Genomic DNA, 16,251 nt, shown 5'->3' on the forward strand with positions numbered 1-16,251 from the left:
GGACTTAGAAAGTTCCCCCTTCGGGGGGATCCCTAGAAATTGGAAACTGATGGAACTTTGGGAAGAGCTATTCACAGATCGTGAGGTTCCCCCTTCGGGGGGATCCCTAGAAATTGGAAACGCCCAGGGAGTTTAAGAACTCCCGGGCTTGCTTTAGCCACGCGTCCTCAAGTTCCCCCTTCCGGGGGATCCCTAGATAGGGTGTAGGTTGGCCAAGTAAGCGGCTCCCCCTTCCTTGGGGGGAAACTAGCAGCGGGGATCCCCAGGTGTTGAACATGCGCTTTGCGTTTTGCCGATACCGGCGGCCTTTCCGCCATCCCTTGCGCACGCGCTACGGCCTGTGGTCTATCCGCGAAGGGATCCTGGTTCGGCTGACGGACGCGGAGACGGGAGGTCAGGGCTATGGGGAGATTGCCCCCATCCCCTGGTTGGGCAGCGAGACCGTAGAGGAAGCGCTGGCATTTTGTCAGCAGTTGCCCCCTGAGCTGTCGGAAGCAGAGATCGAGAAGATCCCGGCAACCTTGCCCGCCACGCGCTTTGGGCTGGAATGCGCCTGGCTGGCCTGTCGGGATCCCGGCTGGCTGGCAAGGGATCTCTCCGGGCTTTCCTGGTGTGGGCTTTTTGGGAAAACCCCACCCTCAGGTTCCTACCCCGCCTACAAGGTCAAGGTGGGGGTGGAGCCTCTCGAGCAGGAGGTGAAAAAGCTAGAAAGCTGGCTGGAGCAGTTGCCCGCAGGATCCTGCTTGCGCCTGGATGCCAATGGGGGGCTGAGTCTGGAAGGGGCGCGGCGCTGGCTGGCCCTCTGTGACCGGATCAACCAAGAGTGGCCAGGCAAGATTGAGTTTTTCGAGCAGCCCTTGCCACCAGCGCAGCACGCCGATCTAAGCCGGCTGAGCTGGGAGTTTCAGACTCCCATTGCCTTGGATGAGTCCGTGGTTGGGCTGGAGCAGTTGCAAGCTGTCCACCAAGCCGGCTGGAAAGGGATCCTGGTGGTCAAGCCCTCCTTGGTTGGCTCCTGCCTTGCCCTTAGGGACTACCTCAGGCAACACCCTAGCCTAGATTTGGCCTTCTCCTCAGCCCTGGAAACCCCTATCGGCGCTTGGCATGGGCTAGCTTGGGCGGGATCCCTGCAGGCAAAAACAGCCCATCCCAGAGCCTTGGGATGGGGGGTGGGGGAGTTTTTCCAGGAAGGGGATCCCCTCACCCTGATCACGCTCTCAGCCCAGGAGCGGGCAGCCCTGATGCAGGCGGTGTGGGAGCGCCACAGCCAGCCCTAGACGGCGGCGGCTTGCTTGGCCCGTTCCTGCCGCAGGTAGGCCTGGATAAAGTGCATCAGCTCCTCCGGTTCGCCATTCATAAACGCCTCGACATTGTAGGTTTCGGCGTTGGTGCGGTGGTCTTTGATCAACTTGTAGGGATCGAAAGTGTAGGTGCGAATCCGACCCCCAAAGCCCTGGGTCACCATCTCACCCCGGATCTCGGCCAGCTTTTGCCGGCGCTTTTCTTCCTCAAGCTCGATCAGCTTCGCCTTCAGGATCTGGATGGCCCGCTCCTTGTTTTGCAGTTGGGAGCGCTCTTCGGTGCAGCGCACGGCAATGCCGGTGGGCTTGTGGATAACCCGCACCGCCGTTTCCACCTTGTTGACGTTTTGGCCCCCTGCCCCGCCGGAACGAGAAGTCTCGAACTCCAGATCCTCCATCCTCAGCTCGAACTCATTCTCCTCCTCCAGGATAGGCATGACCTCAACGCCGGCAAAGCTGGTCTGGCGCTTGCCGTTGGCGTTAAAGGGGCTGATGCGCTCCATGCGGTGGTTGCCCTTCTCGGCGGAAAGATACCCGTAGGCATAGGGGCCTTCAATCAGCAGGGTGGCCGACTTGATGCCGGCCTCTGCCCCTTGCGAGTATTCCGAAAGCGTGACCTTGTAGCCCTGGTTTTCCGCCCAGCGGGTGTACATCTTCAGGAGCATCTCCGCCCAGTCTTGGGCATCGGTTCCCCCCGCGCCAGCGGTGATGGTGAGGATGGCGCCGTTTTTGTCGTAGGGGCCCGAAAGCAGTTGCCGCAGCTCCCATTGGCCGAGCTCCCGCTCCACCGCCGCCAGGGATCCGGACACTTCGGCCAACAGCTCCGGGTCCGGGTCTTCTTGCAGCAGCTCCAAGGCGCTGGCAGCATCCTCTAGGCGATCCTTCCAGCGGTGGATTTGATCCCAGGAGGCCTTGAGGCTGTTGAGCTGTTGCAGGTGGCGGCGGGCCGCCTCGGCATCGTTCCAAAACTGCGGCTGCGCTGCTTCCTGCTCCAAAATGGCGATCTGCTGCTCCAGGTGGGGCAGGTCAAAGATAGTCCTGAGCACTGCTCAGGCGCGAGGTGAGCGATTCTAGGGTGCGTCTCAGATCGGCCAGTTCCATAGAGAGCATCAAGAGAGAGCATCAAGCTGCGCTTCGGCTCTCATCCTAGCCTGTAGGCTGGCAATTCAACCAAGGGATCCAGCTCTTTTGCAGGTTTGCTGCAACACTGTGAACCGCATTCCTGGCCAATTGGGTGATCCCGCGCCGGCTCTAGGACGCGACAGAGGGGCCTTGGGCGATGGCTTTTGCCGAAGGATCCCTGTCGGAGCACCTCAAGCCCGTAGCAGAATGGAAAATCTTGTTTCGGAGGCCGCTATGCTGAGGGTCTTTTCCTTGCTTTCCGGACTGGTTCTGGCTGGGGGGGTGGCTGCTTTGGCCATCACCAATCCCACCCCGGAAGAGTACGGAGCCTACGCAGGAGACCAATTGGCTGCTTATGCTACACGGGAATACTGCGCCCAGATCCCAGCTTTTTTGCCCACCCTCATTGAGGAATGTCACGCCCTTGTGCAACAGCTGCAACCAGAGCTGGTGGAGCTGTTTCTGCGCCAGACCCGCCGGCAAAACTTCATCCTCTTCAGCCTCTACAGCACCGATTTGTCGTTGCTTAACTTTGGCCCGCTGGGGATCTCCCTGCCCACCTACCACTTTGAAACCTTGGCCGTGGCAGGGCAATTCTATACCTATGAGATCCGCGAGGGCAAAACCACTCCCCAAAAGGGCTAAACCTGGGCCTGCTCCAACAGCGCTTGCAATTCCTCCAGGGCTGCCTGGGCCGACTGCGCCTGCTGGTAAAGGGATTGCACCATCTCGGCGCTGGCCTGAGCCGATTGCAGGGTGGATTGGCTTTGGCGTTGGATGCGCTCTGCCAAGCCGCGGATGCGGTTGCTGGCTTCGGTGGTGCGCCCCGCCAATTTGCGGATCTCCTGGGCAATGGCACCAAAACCGCCGCCCCCACCCCTGCGGTTGGCCTCCACAGCCGCATTAAAGGAGAGCAGGCGAATATAGCCTGCCACCTCTACGATCAAGTCAACGATGGTGTTGATTTCTTTGAGCTCGCGGGAGAGCTCCCGGTTGCTGTCGGCAATGTCCTGAAATAGGCGGCGCACCGCCTCTACCCCGGCAAAGGTGGCGGCAAAGGTGGATTTGCCCTTTTCCGAGAGCACCGAGCTGATCTCGATGATGCGGGCGTTGAGGCGGGACAGCTCTTCCGAGCGCTGCTGGGCTTGGCGCCGCTCCCGATCCAAAGCCAGGTTTTGGCTGAGGATCTCGGCTTTTTGCCGCTCCAGATCGCGGGCATACTGGAGGCTGCGGTTTTTCTCCTGCTCCAGCTCGGCCAGGATCCGTTTCATCTCCTCCTGCTGTTCTTCGAGCTTCCGCTGGGTGGCTAGATGTACCTGGGACTGAGCCACCAACAACACCGGCACATCCAAAAGGCGATAGTCTTGGGGGCCGACTTCTACCACCACCGGGTCGTAGATAGTCTCCTGGGGCCGCCGGAAAGCCTGGCTGGCCGCCTCAATGACATCGCAGTCGCCGGGCAAAAGGAGAAAACCCTGGCCCTGGAACTCTGATAGGGAGCTGATGGGCCGCTTCGAAAACACCTCCAGGCCATAGGGTTTGCTCAGCATCCACTCCAAAATGGCACGCCGAGTCAGCATCCCCCGCACCTGCGACTGCTCGTCCAACACGACTACCCCTGAAAGGGTGGGGTCGTCTTCCAGGCGGCGCACCACGTTCTCGCAGGGGGTGGACTCACCTACCTGAAAATCCACTAGCGCCAGATCGCGCAGTTTGGTGTGGATCGATAGGGTGGGAGTGGGCGGATTCGTCAGGGTAGTCATCCTAGGGATCCTCAGCACAGGCTGGGTAGAGACAAAGTAATGTACAGAGGACAATAAGGACCTGCCTCTGCTCTGCTTTTCAAAGGCCTAGCAGCAGTGGTGCTGGTTACCTTTAGTTTGACTTGGGATCTGGTTTCCTGGCTACAGCTCTGTCCGGGGTTATACGGAAGGAGACTCTTTTTTGTGGTTTTTACGGACGGGCAAGGAAGCTGTCCTGACCCCAGGGGCTGGAGCGATCTGAGCTTAGCGAGGCTCTTGGTAGCGGTGGTAGACCTCGAGGATTTCGCTGCGACCACGGTTGAAAGCTGCCACCACTTGGGGATCGAAGTGGCTACCGCTTTGGCTTTCCACGAAGCGCAAGATATCTGACAGATCCCAAGCTTCTTTGTAGGGGCGGCGGCTAGCTAAAGCGTCGAACACGTCGGCTAAGGCCACAATCCGCCCTTCCAGCGGGATCTCTTCTCCCTTAAGGCCCCGCGGGTAGCCGCTGCCGTCGAACTTCTCGTGGTGGGTGAGGGCAATGATGGCGCTTTTTTTCATCAGCTCCGAGTCCGATTTACTGAGGATCTCGTAGCCAATCTCGGGGTGGCGGTTCATAATCAGGCGCTCTTCGGGGGTGAGGGGGCCTGGCTTTTGCAAGATGGCATCCGGGATCCCGATTTTGCCCACATCGTGCAGGGGGCTGGCATAGAAGATCAGCTCTTGTTCATGGCTGGAGAGGCCCAACTGTTTGGCAATGATGCGGGAGTAGTGGCTCATCCGCTTGAGGTGAAAAGAGGTGTCCTGATCCCGGTATTCGGCGGCTTGGGCTAGACAGAAAATCGTTTCCAGGTGAGCGGCTTTCAGCTCTTCCCGCAAGCGCACATTTTGGTAGGCAACCGCCGCCTGGGAAGCCAGGGCTTCTGCCACCCGGACTTCCAGCTCAGAAAACGGCTGGCTCCAGTCAGCCACCTGGTTGGGCGCTAGGTTGGCAGGGCAATCCGGCCTGAGACGGTTCAAGAGTTGCAGGGCGCCAAGGATATTTCCTGAGGGATCCCGCAGCGGCACAGTGAGCAGGGAGCGGGTGCGATATCCGGTCTGCCGATCCACCTGGGGGTTAAAAGCGTAGGGCAGGTCGGGGGGCAGTTGATAAACGTCCGGCAGATTCAAGCTCTCCCCGGTGAGCACCACATAGCCCACAATGCTAGAAGGAGTAAGGGGCAGGCGCAGATCCTGCAGTTCCTCGTTGCGCTTGACTACAAAAAAGCGCAACTCCTTCCCTTCGCGGATGAACAGGCTGGCGCCATCGCAACCCGTCAGCTCGCGGGCTTGGGCAACAATCAGTTCCAGCAGGCGCCTTAAATCCGTTTCCGAAGAAAGGGCGATCCCCACTTGGATCAGCCGCTGACTCAGGCGCAAGGCAGCAACGGCCTCGAATTCAGCTTCGCCAAGACAGAGATCGAAGGCAGCAGGCCCATGGGACATAACCTGTCCTCCACCGGGTTACGAGTGTTCTCAGAAGCGTTCCCAATGGAGCGATGTCAGAGCTCTGGCAGGGATCCTGCCGCTGCTCCAAGTTGGGAGGCTGGGGGTCGCCAATCCAAAGTAACTCTGCTACCCTACTTTACCTGTGGAAGCGAGAGACACTGTGACCCAGGTCAAGACCCAGCAGCCAGATGAGGTTGCCCTCCAGCTCATCGTTGGCCTAGGCAATCCTGGCCCGCAGTATGCCAACACCCGGCACAACTGCGGCTTTATGGTGGTGGACCGGCTAGCGGAGCGCTGGCGGATCCCGTTGGCTTTGGAAAAGCGGTTCCAAGGTAGCTACGGAGAAGGTTTTGCCCTGGGGGGCAAGCGGCGCCTGCTCAAGCCGGAGACCTACATGAATCGCTCTGGCGAGGCGGTGCGGGCGGTGTTGGATTGGTACAAGTTGGATCCTGCCTCGGTTCTGGTGGTGTACGACGATATGGACTTGCCCCTGGGTCGCCTGCGGCTGCGGGGATCTGGCTCCGCCGGCGGACATAACGGCATGAAGTCTGTCATTGAGCACTTGGGCAGCGAAGCCTTCCCCCGCTTGCGCCTGGGCGTGGGCAAGCCCAAAGGCCACCAAGACAGGGTTGGGCATGTTTTGGGGAGCTTTGAACCCGCTGAGCAGGCAGTGCTGGACCGGGTTCTAAGGGCGGCAGTGGCAGCGGTGGAGTGTTGCTTGCAAGAAGGATTGAAGACGGCCATGAACCGCTTCAACCCTTTGGATTTCTCTGGGCCAGATCGGCAAGATCAGCCAGCTCCTCTCAACCCAGCCAAGACTGCGCCCGGAGAAAGCTGATGCCGGGATCCCGCCCCGCTGTCTGACTAAGCAAAGTCGCCTCATCAAGGACTGCGTCCGGCCACGCGATCTTCCACCCGCGGCAATTCCTCAGAACCGCCTGGCCGCGTCAGGGAGTCGGCTTCCCCAGTGGCAGGAGAGGGCAAGGATCCCTCCAGGTTGCTACCGATCCCTCGCCAAGCCAGAGAACCGGAGGCTTCGGCGGCCTGAGCGCACAGCTTGGCGCGCAGCTCTGCCTCCTGCTTGGGCTTGAGATAAAGGTTCTCCAGCAGCACCGCCATACCGGCTACCCAGGGGGGCGCGATCACCGCCCCAACAATGCCCAACAACTGAGTGCCCCCCAGCACCGCCAGCAATTGATACAAGGGCTTCACCCGCACCGAGGATCCCACCAACAAGGGATCCAACACATAGGTTTCCAGGTTTTGCACGGCAACGTACAGGATCAGCACCCACAAAAAAGTCCAGCCCCCTTGGACGATGGCCAGCACCAAAGCCGGCAGGGATCCCAAGACTGGGCCGATAAAGGGAATCAGATTGGTAAACCCGGCGATTACCCCCAGCGCCAGCGCAAACTCCGACAGGCCCAAAAAGCGGAGCGAGACGGCAATCATCACCCCCAAAATGGCCGAGACCAAGACCCGCCCCTGGATGTAGCCCCCATACGTTGCGCCATCGGCTGCACCTGCTGGGCCAACCGCTCATTCCAGGGGTAGGGGAACAGCTCCACCAGGCCCTGCACCAGGTCAGAGCCGCTCACCAGCATATAACCGGAAATGAAGAGGGTCAGCACTACGGTCAACAGGCCGCCCAGCAGACCGCGGGTGAAATCGAAGGACTGCACCAGCAACTGTTGTCCTGAGCGAACTGCCCAGTTCATCAGCGACTGCGGATCCAGCAACTGGTTCAAGTAGTCCAGCGCCGCCGGATCCACCCCTGCCAGATCGGCAATCCAGGTGTCTGCTAACAGTTGGAGCCGCTCCAGGTAAGAGGGCAACCTTGCCAGCAGCCGCTGGGTCTGGGTCACCACCGTCGGACCCATGAGCAGAGCCAAGCCGGCAATCCCAGCAATGAAACTCAGATAAACCACCACCACCCCCAGCCAACGGGGGATCCGCATCCGCTCCGCCAGATTCACCAGGGGAGCCAGCGCCGCCGCCACCACCACCGCGATCATCACAGTTACCACCAGGTTGCGCAGTTGCCACAGCAACAGCAGCAGCATCCCTGTGGCCACTACCAGGGCTATGGAGGAGACGGAGAGGGTCAGCTGTCTTCGGCTCATCATCTGGCTGGGCTCTCTTCAAGGGGGGCGTTTCAGTCCCCCGGGGTAACAGACGGCTCTACCATCCTGGCCTAGCTTAGCCGAACTTGCCAAACGCCCCTTGCCCAAAGACGCCAAACCCGCAACCTCTCTACTCAATAGCCCAGACAAAGATCCGCAGCAGAAAACCAGCTAGCAGTGGAGTTACCGCAACAGTTCCATCCGTACTGCTTCTACATATTCCAGCAGCTCTGGGGATCCTCTGCCTGCAGCCTGCCACAGCGTCAAAGCACGGCCCAGATCGGCAGCGGCACCGGCCCTATCCTCTCCCTGATAGGCGCGTGCCATGCCGCGGTGGTAGTAGCCCTCGGCTTGCTGCGGCTGCACCTCGATAGCTCGGCTGAAATCCTGAACGGCCAAGTTGAAGTCGCAAATGCTGGCCCACATCAGGCCGCGATGGACATAAGCATCGAAAAGATCGGCAGAGCTTTGGTTTTGCTTGGCCAGCTCGATGGCCAGGTGCGACACATCAAACGCCGATTCCAGATGTCCCTGTTCGGCCCAGATGCGAGAGCGCAACAAGTGGAGTTGGGGGTTGCGATAGGCAATGCGATCCAGAGGGGACAAAGTTGCCAAAGCCTGCTGCAGCTCCCCAAAATACTCGTGTTGTATTCTGGCCTTGAGCAAGTAAGCTTCAGGCAAATAGGGATCCAAAGCAATGGCAATGTCCAGATCCTGTAGCGCTCTGCGCATCAGGTGATCAACGACAGCCGCCTGCTCCGGCTCGGGCAAGGCCAGGGGATCGCTCTGCAACCGATCCCAGAAGTATTGAGCCCGCTGCAGATAGAGCTGCGCGTTCCCCGGCTCTTGTTCCAGAAACTGAGCTAGCCGCGCCAGATAGACGCGATCCAAGTGAAAACGCTCGCCAGCCTGGGTGGAAAGAGGGATCCCCCGCTGCGCCAGCAACTGATGCGCCTGAGAGCGCTGCTCAAGCTGCCGTACTTGGGCTTGCAGTTGGGCTTGTTGCCTGAGCAGGAGCTCAGGATCGGGTTCATCGGCAAATGCCGTCACTTGAACACTCTGCGCTGGCGCCGAGGCAACTTCAGGGACAGCGCCCCGTCCCTTGCGCAGGGAAGCCAACCAGCCGCATTCGCCGCTCAAACACAGCCAAGACAGCAAACCCAAAAGCGCCGATCCGGACAACAAAAGACTGGGCCTCAGCATGGATCCCACCCCACGAAATAGCTTGAAAAAAGAGTTGCCTCTAAGCTAGTTCGCCACAGCCGCAGTGTCCAGACTTTCGGCAATGCCCGTCCTGCGCCACCACTCGGAAACTCCCCCCAGGGGATCCTGCCGCCGGCCAGATCGACCAACTCCACGCGACGATTCTTTGCTGGCTACAGGAGCTGAGAGCCCCACACGGGATCCATGAGGCAACTGGGGCAGAGGAAGAGACAAAAGCCTTGCCGTCAGGTAAGCGGGGCAACCCCACCCGTCCATACGGTGGGGTAGTTTATGAGAGCATGACTCTAGTCAATAATAAGCTCAACTATACTGAAAATAATGTATAATATGTTCAGTACGGATTACTACCAGTTGATCTTTCTGTTTACTTTCGAGTCTGCCAACATGGTAGCCAAAGCAAAGCAGAAAATTGGTAGTAAGACGACACGGAAACTGCGCTTTGGGTATTCTACTCAAAGCTTTGCGGGATACCGCCATTCTGTTTGGACTCCGTCCCGCTAACGCGAATGGAAACAAGCAGAATGCTATCGCTGCATAGTTGAACAGTGATGTTCAGCAGTGTTCAGCGTAAATGTATCAGTTAGACAACCAGGTTAACCAGCTTCTTCGGCACCACAATGACCCTCTTCGGCGTCATCCCTTGCAGATACCTCTGCGCCGCCTCCGATTGCAGAGCCAGCCGCTCCTGCTCCTGGGGCGTGACATCGGCAGGGGCTTCAAAGGAGCCGCGCAGCTTGCCGTTGACCTGCACCACAATCGTTACCGTATCGGCCACTAGGGCCGCCGGGTCATAGGTAGGCCAAGCCTGGCGATGCACTGAGTCGGTGCCGCCCAGGGCCTGCCACAGCTCCTCAGCCATGTGGGGGGCAAAGGGGGCTAGGAGCAAGACCAAGGTGCGGATCCCTTCCGCATAGACTGGCGAGTCCGGGATCTCGGCTTCAGCCAGGGCGTTGCTCAGCTTCATCAGCCCAGCAATGGCAGTGTTGAACTGGTACTCCTCCAAGTCCTCGCTGACTTCTTTGATGGCCGTGTGCACGGCGCGGCGCAGATCCCTTTCCGCTTTGGTCAGGGATCCTGCTTCAACCTTGGCCTGCAGCAGCTCGGCGGCTTTGCCCTGCAAGGACTCCGTCCCGCTACCGCGAACAACAAACTCGTACACCTGCCGCCAGACGCGGTTGAGAAAGCGAAACTGCCCTTCCACATCGGCATCGTCCCACTCCAAGTCCTTTTCCGGCGGCGCCTTGAAGAGGATGAACATGCGGGCTGTGTCTGCCCCGTAGTTGGCCAGCACCTCTTCCGGATCCACGCCGTTGCCCTTGGACTTGGACATAGTTGCGTAGATAACCTGCAGGGGCTCGCCGGTTTCCGGATCCCGCGGGTCGTTGGGATCCTTGACCAATGCAGTAGGGATCCAGCGATCCTTGCCGGACTTGTTGGGGTTGTAGTAGGTGCGCGCCTGCACCATCCCCTGGGTTAGCAGGCGGGAGAAGGGCTCATCGAAATTCAACAACCCCAGATCCCGCAGCACTTTGGTGAAAAAACGGGAGTAAAGCAGGTGCAAGATGGCGTGCTCGATGCCGCCCACGTACTGATCTACCGGCAGCCAGGCGTTGACCAGATCCTTGCGGAAGATCTCGCGGTCGTTGCGGGGATCGCTAAAGCGCAGGAAATACCACGAGGAGCAGATAAAGGTGTCCATCGTGTCCGTCTCGCGGCGGGCGTCGGCACCACAGGCGGGGCACTTCACCTTTACCCAGTCCTCCAACTGGGCCAAGGGGGATCCCCCTCGCCCCGTCAGCTCCACATCCTCGGGCAACAGCACCGGCAGATCCTCCTCCGGCACCGGCACAATGCCGCAGTGGGGGCAGTGGATGATGGGAATGGGGCAGCCCCAGTAGCGCTGTCGCGAGATGAGCCAATCCCGCAGGCGGTAGTTGACCTGCCGTTCTCCCAGCCCCTGCTCTTCTAGCCAGGCGATGGCCCTTTCTACACTTTGCCCCGGGCCTTTGCCCACCGGGATCCCGTCCAGGGGGCCGGAGTTGATCAACACCCCCTCCCCCGTCCAGGCCGCCTGCAGATCTTCAGCACTCGTCACCCCCCCTTGGGGCGGCTGCACCACCAGCTTGATGGGCAGGCCGAACTGGCGGGCAAACTCAAAGTCCCGCTGGTCGTGGGCGGGCACGGCCATGATGGCTCCTGTGCCGTAGCCCATGAGCACATAGTCGGCAATCCAGATGGGGATCCGCTCTTGATTGACGGGGTTGATGGCGTAGGATCCCGTCCAGACGCCCGTTTTTTCGCGGTCTTCGGCGCTGCGCTCGATCTCGCTGCGGGCAGCGGCCTCGGCCTGGTAGGCTTTGACGGCAGCCTGCTGCTCGGGGGTGGTGAGCTTCTCCACCAAAGGATGCTCCGGCGCCAGCACCATAAAGGTGGCTCCCCAGAGGGTGTCAGGCCGGGTGGTGAACACCGGCAGCTCCTCCCCTGTTTCGGTTTTGAAGACAACCCTAGCCCCCACCGACTGGCCAATCCAGTTCTCCTGCATGGTGAGCACCCGCTCCGGCCAGCCGGAGAGCTTCTCCAGGTCAGCCAGCAGTTGGTCGGCATAGGCCGTGATCTTGAGAAACCACTGCTTGAGGAGGCGCTTTTCCACCAGAGCTCCCGATCTCCAGGAGCGCCCTTCCGCATCTACCTGCTCGTTGGCCAAGACGGTCTGGTCCACCGGATCCCAGTTCACCGGCGCCTCCTTCTGGTAGGCCAGGCCCGCTTTGAAAAACTTCAGGAAGAGCCACTGCGTCCACTTGTAGTAGTCGGGGGCGCAAGTGGTGATCTCCCGCTCCCAGTCGTAGGAAAGCCCCAGCCGCTGCAGTTGATCCCGCATTTGGGCAATGTTCTGGTAAGTCCACTTGGCCGGCGGGATCCCCCGATCGATGGCGGCGTTCTCTGCCGGCAAGCCAAAGGCATCCCACCCCATGGGGTGCAGCACCGCGTACCCCTGCATCCGCTTGTGGCGGGCAATCACATCCGTGATGGTGTAATTGCGCACATGCCCCATGTGCAGGCTGCCACTGGGGTAGGGGAACATCGACAGGGCATAAAACTTGCGGCTTTCCGCCGTCAGCTCCGGCGTGCGATCCAACCCGAGTTCACGCCAGTGGGCCTGCCACTTGCTTTCGATGGCCGGAGGATTGTAGCGCGCGTCCACAGTCTAGGGCTCCTGGGGAGAACAGCTCTCGGCTTCAGGTGGGCTAAGATACCAGCATTTTGGCATGTTTTGCGGATCCCCGGCGCCGACGGGATCCACCGGAAACCAGTTAACCCAAAGGGATCCCCTCAGTAGGTTTCCTCGTGCCACCTGTTGGCCTTCTTCAGCTCCTTCTGGAACTTGCTCCAGTCTTGACCGGCTTGCTCGGCAAGGGGGGCCATGACGCTGTTGATGCCGTCCTCCATTCCCTTGAGGCCGCAGATGTAAGTGTAGGTGTTGGGCTGCTGCAGCATCTCCCACAGCTCGGGGCCGTACTCGGCCATGCGGTTTTGCACGTACATCTTTTTGCCGTCGGGGGTTTGCTGTTCGCGGCTGATGGCGTAATCGACGCGGAAGCGATCCCCATACTGGGCTTTCCAGGCCTCTAGATCCCCGTGGTAGAGCAAGGTGGACGTGGTGGGCACCCCAAAAAACAGCCAGATCTTGCCCTGATAGTTGGGATCCTCTTCAAACAGGTGCTTGATGAAGGCGCGAAAAGGGGCGATGCCGGTGCCGGTGGCAATCAAAATCAGGTTGGCGTTCTCATCTTCCGGCAGCAAAAAAGTTTTCCCCGAGGGCCCGGTGATCATCACCTCGTCGCCGGGTTTGAGATCGGTGAGGAAGCCGGAGCAGACCCCTACCCCCGGCTGGCCTGTCTCCTTATCCACGTATTCGGCCCGTTTCACACTCAGAGAAACGGTGCGCCCCTCGCCATCGTCGCCATAGCGGGTAGAGGCAATGGAGTAGAGGCGGGGCTTGTGGGGCTTGCCCTTGTCATCTACGCCAGGAGGAATAATGCCAACGCTTTGGCCCTCCAGGTAGCGGTAGTTGGGATCCGGCAGGCTGAGCACAATGTGCTTGGTCAGGCCGGGTGCCCCTTCCCCCACAAGGGAGTAGGTCTCTACACACTGGCCGATCAGGGGCGCGTTGGGACGGTACAGATTGACAACAACTTCTCGCTTTTGGGCGCTGGCAACCATAACGGCGATCTGCTCCTGGCAATGGGAGAAAACTCTCTAGCAAACACCTTAGCAGCCCGCCCGCCCGAAGGGAACTTGCCGGAGGGGAACACCCCAGGCCGATCCTGAGAAAGCCCGCCCGGAAAACTTCTCTTCTCCTCAGTCGTCGCCGGGAAACAGGCAGTTTTTGTTAAATTGTTCCTTGACGCCGCCCGCCTCTCTGGCCTCAAGCTCGGTTGTGGGGGAGCGTCTTGTGGTAATATGCAAGACCATAAAGAACAGTAACTTTTTTAGAGGCTTCCTCTCAGTTTTGCCCTGCCCATCCCCAAGGAGTTCCCATGGCAAGCAGTCCTGAACGTATTGTAATGATCGGTGTTGCCGGAGATTCTGGCTGTGGCAAGTCCACGTTCTTGCGGCGGTTGGGGGACTTGTTTGGCCGGGATCTCATTACCACCATTTGTCTGGACGACTACCACTCCTTGGATCGCTACCAGCGCAAAGAGAAGGGCATTACGGCGCTGGATCCCCGCGCCAACAACTTCGACCTCATGTACGAGCAGGCCAAGGCGCTCAAAAATGGCCAGAGCGTGATGAAGCCCATCTACAACCACGAGACAGGGCTCATTGACCCGCCGGAGCGGGTGGATCCCAGCCCCATCATCGTCTTGGAGGGCCTTCACCCGATGTACGACGAGCGGGTGCGGGAGCTGCTGGACTTCAAGGTCTATCTGGATCTGGCGCCGGAGATCAAGATTGCCTGGAAGGTGAAGCGGGACATGGCCGAGCGGGGCCACACCTATGAAGATGTGTTGCGCTCCATTGAGGCCCGCCGCCCCGATTTCGAGGCCTACGTCGATGTGCAGAAGCGCTATGCCGATGTAGTCATCGAGGTGCTGCCCACCAAGCTGCTGCCGGAGCTGGATCCGGAGCACAAGGTGCTGCGGGTGCGCCTGATCCAGCGCGAGGGGGTGAAGTACTTTGACCACGTCTATTTGTTTGACGAAGGCTCCACCATCGACTGGATCCCTTGTGGCAAAAAGCTGACCTGCTCCTACCCAGGCATTCGCCTGCACTACGGCCCTTCCACCTACTTCGACCAGCCGGTTTCGGTGTTGGAAATTGACGGCACCTTCGACAAGCTGGAAGAGGTTATCTACATCGAGAACCACCTGAGCAACCTGTCGACCCGTTACTACGGCGAGCTGACGGAGCTGCTGCGCAAGCACCCGGAATATCCTGGATCCCGCAATGGCTCTGGACTCATCCAGGTAATCGTGGGCCTGAAGCTGCGGGCCCTCTACGAGAAGATTCAGGCGGAAGCCAAAGAGCTGGCGGTTGCTTCCTAAGGTTTGGCCTCTGCGTGAAGGGGATCCCTTGACCTGGCTCGGGCAGTTGGGCAAGCGGCGATAGGTGGCGATCCATGCAAGGGTTCCAGTTGGAAATCTGGCCGGAGGGAACAGCCTTTTTCCGGCGGGCGGTCGAGATCTGGCAAGAGCAGGCCGCGGCGGCCATCCGTCAACGGGGCCGCTTTACGGTGGCCTTGGCAGGGGGAAACACGCCACGGAAGTTGTATGCTGCTTTAACCCAGGCGCCGGGGATCCCTTGGCAGCAAACCTGGCTGTTCTGGGGGGACGAGCGCTACGTTCCCCCGGATCACCCCGAGAGCAATTACGGCATGGTACGGCGGATCCTGCTGGATACGGTCGGGGTTCCCGCCTCCCAAGTCTTTCCCATGCCCACCCACTCAGGAGATCCCTTACGGGATGCGGCGGAGTACGAGGCGACCCTGCAGCAGATTTTCGGCACCGAATGCCCTGCCTTTGATCTGATCTGGCTGGGAGTGGGAGAAGACGGCCACACGGCCTCCTTATTTCCCGGTACAGCCGCCCTGGAGGTGCAACACCGCTGGGTGACGGTGGGCCAAAAAGGGGAGGAGCCGCGCCTGACTCTGACCTACCCTGTCTTGAACAGGGCGGCTCAGGTGGTGGTTTTGGTAACGGGGGCCAGCAAAGCCGCGATCGTCAAGGAGGCGCTGACAACGGAGGCCCACCTGCCCTGCCAGCGCCTCAACCCCCAAGGACGGCTGCTATGGCTGCTGGATGCGGCGGCAGCGGCTGAACTGCCCCTGCCCGCGGTGGCCTTGCTCGGCTAGTCCGGCCAATTGCTGCCGAAAAAGCGCTGGCTGAAGATGGCGATTTGACCTGGATCACCGCTGCATCCCTTCCCTTCGAATTTGATGGGGGTAGTTGAGTTTGGAGCGCTGCCCCATGTCCATTCGACTCATTGTCGAATCGGTTCTCCAGAGCACCTACCTCAGCCGCCGCCAAGAATCCCAAATCTGCCATTTCCTCCAGGAGCGGCTTTACGACGAATTGGATCTGGAGGCAATTGATCGGCTGATCTTGGCTTTGCTGAAGGGGCAAGTCCAGCTCGAGTGAGAGGAAAGCTGCGCCGCTTCGCCAAATCCTCAGGCCAGAGCCTAGCCCAGCCTCCTGTGGCAGTCTGGTCGCTTGAGCAGCGGACGGCTACAGGAGTTCCAGCAGGAGAGCTTTCCGGCAGGCTCCCTCAGATGCTTTGGCTGCCTCCCCAGCTCGGACGACGCCCTTGCCAACCGCCGCTCCTCGAAGGTAGGGTGACGCCTTCACCGAGTGACATACTCTCGTCTCTCACCCTAAAGCGCTCCGCGCCGCTGACGCGAACGGGGAGCTACTGCGAGAACCTTCTGCGTCCGGCTGTGCCGTGCCGTTAGGCATGCAGCCGCGGAATGCTCTAGCGCGGGGCTATACCAGATTCCGGCAATGCCGTCTTGTATAGCCAATCTGATTCTACGATATTTTTGCGGGGGTGGCTGTATCCCGACCCTGACTGCCCCCCAGTAGGGGGGTACAAGTCGGGGCTTATCCACCTCCGCACCCCCAGAAGCTAAAACCTCCGTCCTGCTGACCCGACACCCAGGCCACAAGCAAACCTCCAAGGCACCGTCAATGCGCCCCTGCACACTTGCCCAAGGCAAAGCCCCACCTATATTTTATTTGATCGCCAATTTTGGGT

The 16,251-nt window shown here is 59.9% G+C and carries 12 protein-coding genes, 1 pseudogene and 1 CRISPR repeat array (1 of these 14 running past the window's edge); of the genes and pseudogenes, 6 read left to right on the forward strand and 7 right to left on the reverse strand.

Features of this window, described 5'->3' with window-relative positions:
- Nucleotides 1-121: a CRISPR direct-repeat array (repeat unit 36 nt; unit sequence GTTCCCCCTTCGGGGGGATCCCTAGAAATTGGAAAC); it begins 1,438 nt to the left of the window's first position.
- 154 nt (nucleotides 122-275) lie between these two features.
- Nucleotides 276-1,277, forward strand: coding sequence for an o-succinylbenzoate synthase (locus ACVWXC_RS09235; protein WP_457392518.1), 1,002 nt, complete (start codon nucleotides 276-278; stop codon nucleotides 1,275-1,277).
- On the opposite strand, the gene prfB is transcribed toward ACVWXC_RS09235, so the two are convergent.
- A protein-coding gene (prfB, locus tag ACVWXC_RS09240) for a peptide chain release factor 2 (RefSeq protein WP_457392516.1) occupies nucleotides 1,274-2,402 on the reverse strand; the annotation gives its coding sequence in 2 pieces (ribosomal slippage) (nucleotides 1,274-2,329 and nucleotides 2,331-2,402; 1,128 coding nt in all). The genes ACVWXC_RS09235 and prfB overlap by 4 nt on opposite strands.
- A gap of 255 nt (nucleotides 2,403-2,657) precedes the next feature.
- Here prfB and ACVWXC_RS09245 point away from each other — a divergent pair.
- Nucleotides 2,658-3,068: a DUF4359 domain-containing protein gene (locus ACVWXC_RS09245; RefSeq protein ID WP_240527379.1), complete on the forward strand. Its 411-nt coding sequence runs from the start codon at nucleotides 2,658-2,660 to the stop codon at nucleotides 3,066-3,068.
- Here ACVWXC_RS09245 and ACVWXC_RS09250 read toward each other — a convergent pair.
- A complete protein-coding gene (locus ACVWXC_RS09250) occupies nucleotides 3,065-4,186 on the reverse strand; it encodes a methyl-accepting chemotaxis protein (RefSeq protein ID WP_457392512.1) in 1,122 nt (373 codons plus the stop codon). The genes ACVWXC_RS09245 and ACVWXC_RS09250 overlap by 4 nt on opposite strands.
- Nucleotides 4,187-4,429: 243 nt before the next feature.
- A complete protein-coding gene (locus ACVWXC_RS09255) occupies nucleotides 4,430-5,650 on the reverse strand; it encodes an HD domain-containing phosphohydrolase (RefSeq protein ID WP_457392509.1) in 1,221 nt (406 codons plus the stop codon).
- Between the two features lie 163 nt (nucleotides 5,651-5,813).
- Between ACVWXC_RS09255 and pth the strand changes: the two genes are divergently transcribed.
- A complete protein-coding gene (gene pth, locus ACVWXC_RS09260; RefSeq protein WP_414389775.1) occupies nucleotides 5,814-6,491 on the forward strand; it encodes an aminoacyl-tRNA hydrolase in 678 nt (225 codons plus the stop codon).
- 44 nt (nucleotides 6,492-6,535) lie between these two features.
- Here pth and ACVWXC_RS09265 read toward each other — a convergent pair.
- From ACVWXC_RS09265 to ACVWXC_RS09280, 4 genes and pseudogenes are all read right to left on the reverse strand, one after another.
- Nucleotides 6,536-7,776 (reverse strand): annotated as a pseudogene (locus ACVWXC_RS09265) (AI-2E family transporter).
- A 183-nt stretch (nucleotides 7,777-7,959) separates the two neighbouring features.
- Nucleotides 7,960-8,979 (reverse strand): tetratricopeptide repeat protein, encoded by a 1,020-nt coding sequence (locus ACVWXC_RS09270; RefSeq protein ID WP_414389771.1) that lies wholly within the window; start codon nucleotides 8,977-8,979, stop codon nucleotides 7,960-7,962.
- 601 nt (nucleotides 8,980-9,580) lie between these two features.
- Complete coding sequence (gene leuS / locus ACVWXC_RS09275) at nucleotides 9,581-12,202, reverse strand: leucine--tRNA ligase (protein ID WP_457392505.1); 2,622 nt, start codon at nucleotides 12,200-12,202, stop codon at nucleotides 9,581-9,583.
- A 128-nt stretch (nucleotides 12,203-12,330) separates the two neighbouring features.
- Complete coding sequence (locus tag ACVWXC_RS09280) at nucleotides 12,331-13,221, reverse strand: ferredoxin reductase domain-containing protein (RefSeq protein ID WP_011430120.1); 891 nt, start codon at nucleotides 13,219-13,221, stop codon at nucleotides 12,331-12,333.
- A 317-nt stretch (nucleotides 13,222-13,538) separates the two neighbouring features.
- Here ACVWXC_RS09280 and ACVWXC_RS09285 point away from each other — a divergent pair, with 317 nt between their 5' ends.
- The 3 genes from ACVWXC_RS09285 (at nucleotide 13,539) to ACVWXC_RS09295 (ending at nucleotide 15,638) form a co-directional block, all read left to right on the forward strand.
- Complete coding sequence (locus tag ACVWXC_RS09285) at nucleotides 13,539-14,546, forward strand: phosphoribulokinase (protein ID WP_457392502.1); 1,008 nt, start codon at nucleotides 13,539-13,541, stop codon at nucleotides 14,544-14,546.
- A 74-nt stretch (nucleotides 14,547-14,620) separates the two neighbouring features.
- The gene (pgl, locus tag ACVWXC_RS09290) at nucleotides 14,621-15,352 is read left to right on the forward strand and encodes a 6-phosphogluconolactonase (RefSeq protein ID WP_414401873.1); all 732 of its coding nucleotides are present in this window, start codon (nucleotides 14,621-14,623) and stop codon (nucleotides 15,350-15,352) included.
- Nucleotides 15,353-15,467: 115 nt separating this feature from the next.
- On the forward strand, nucleotides 15,468-15,638 hold the full coding sequence (locus ACVWXC_RS09295; RefSeq protein ID WP_011430123.1) for a hypothetical protein: 171 nt from the start codon (nucleotides 15,468-15,470) through the stop codon (nucleotides 15,636-15,638).
- Nucleotides 15,639-16,251: the final 613 nt, after the last annotated feature.

Source organism: Thermostichus sp. OS-CIW-20 (genome assembly GCF_054061455.1).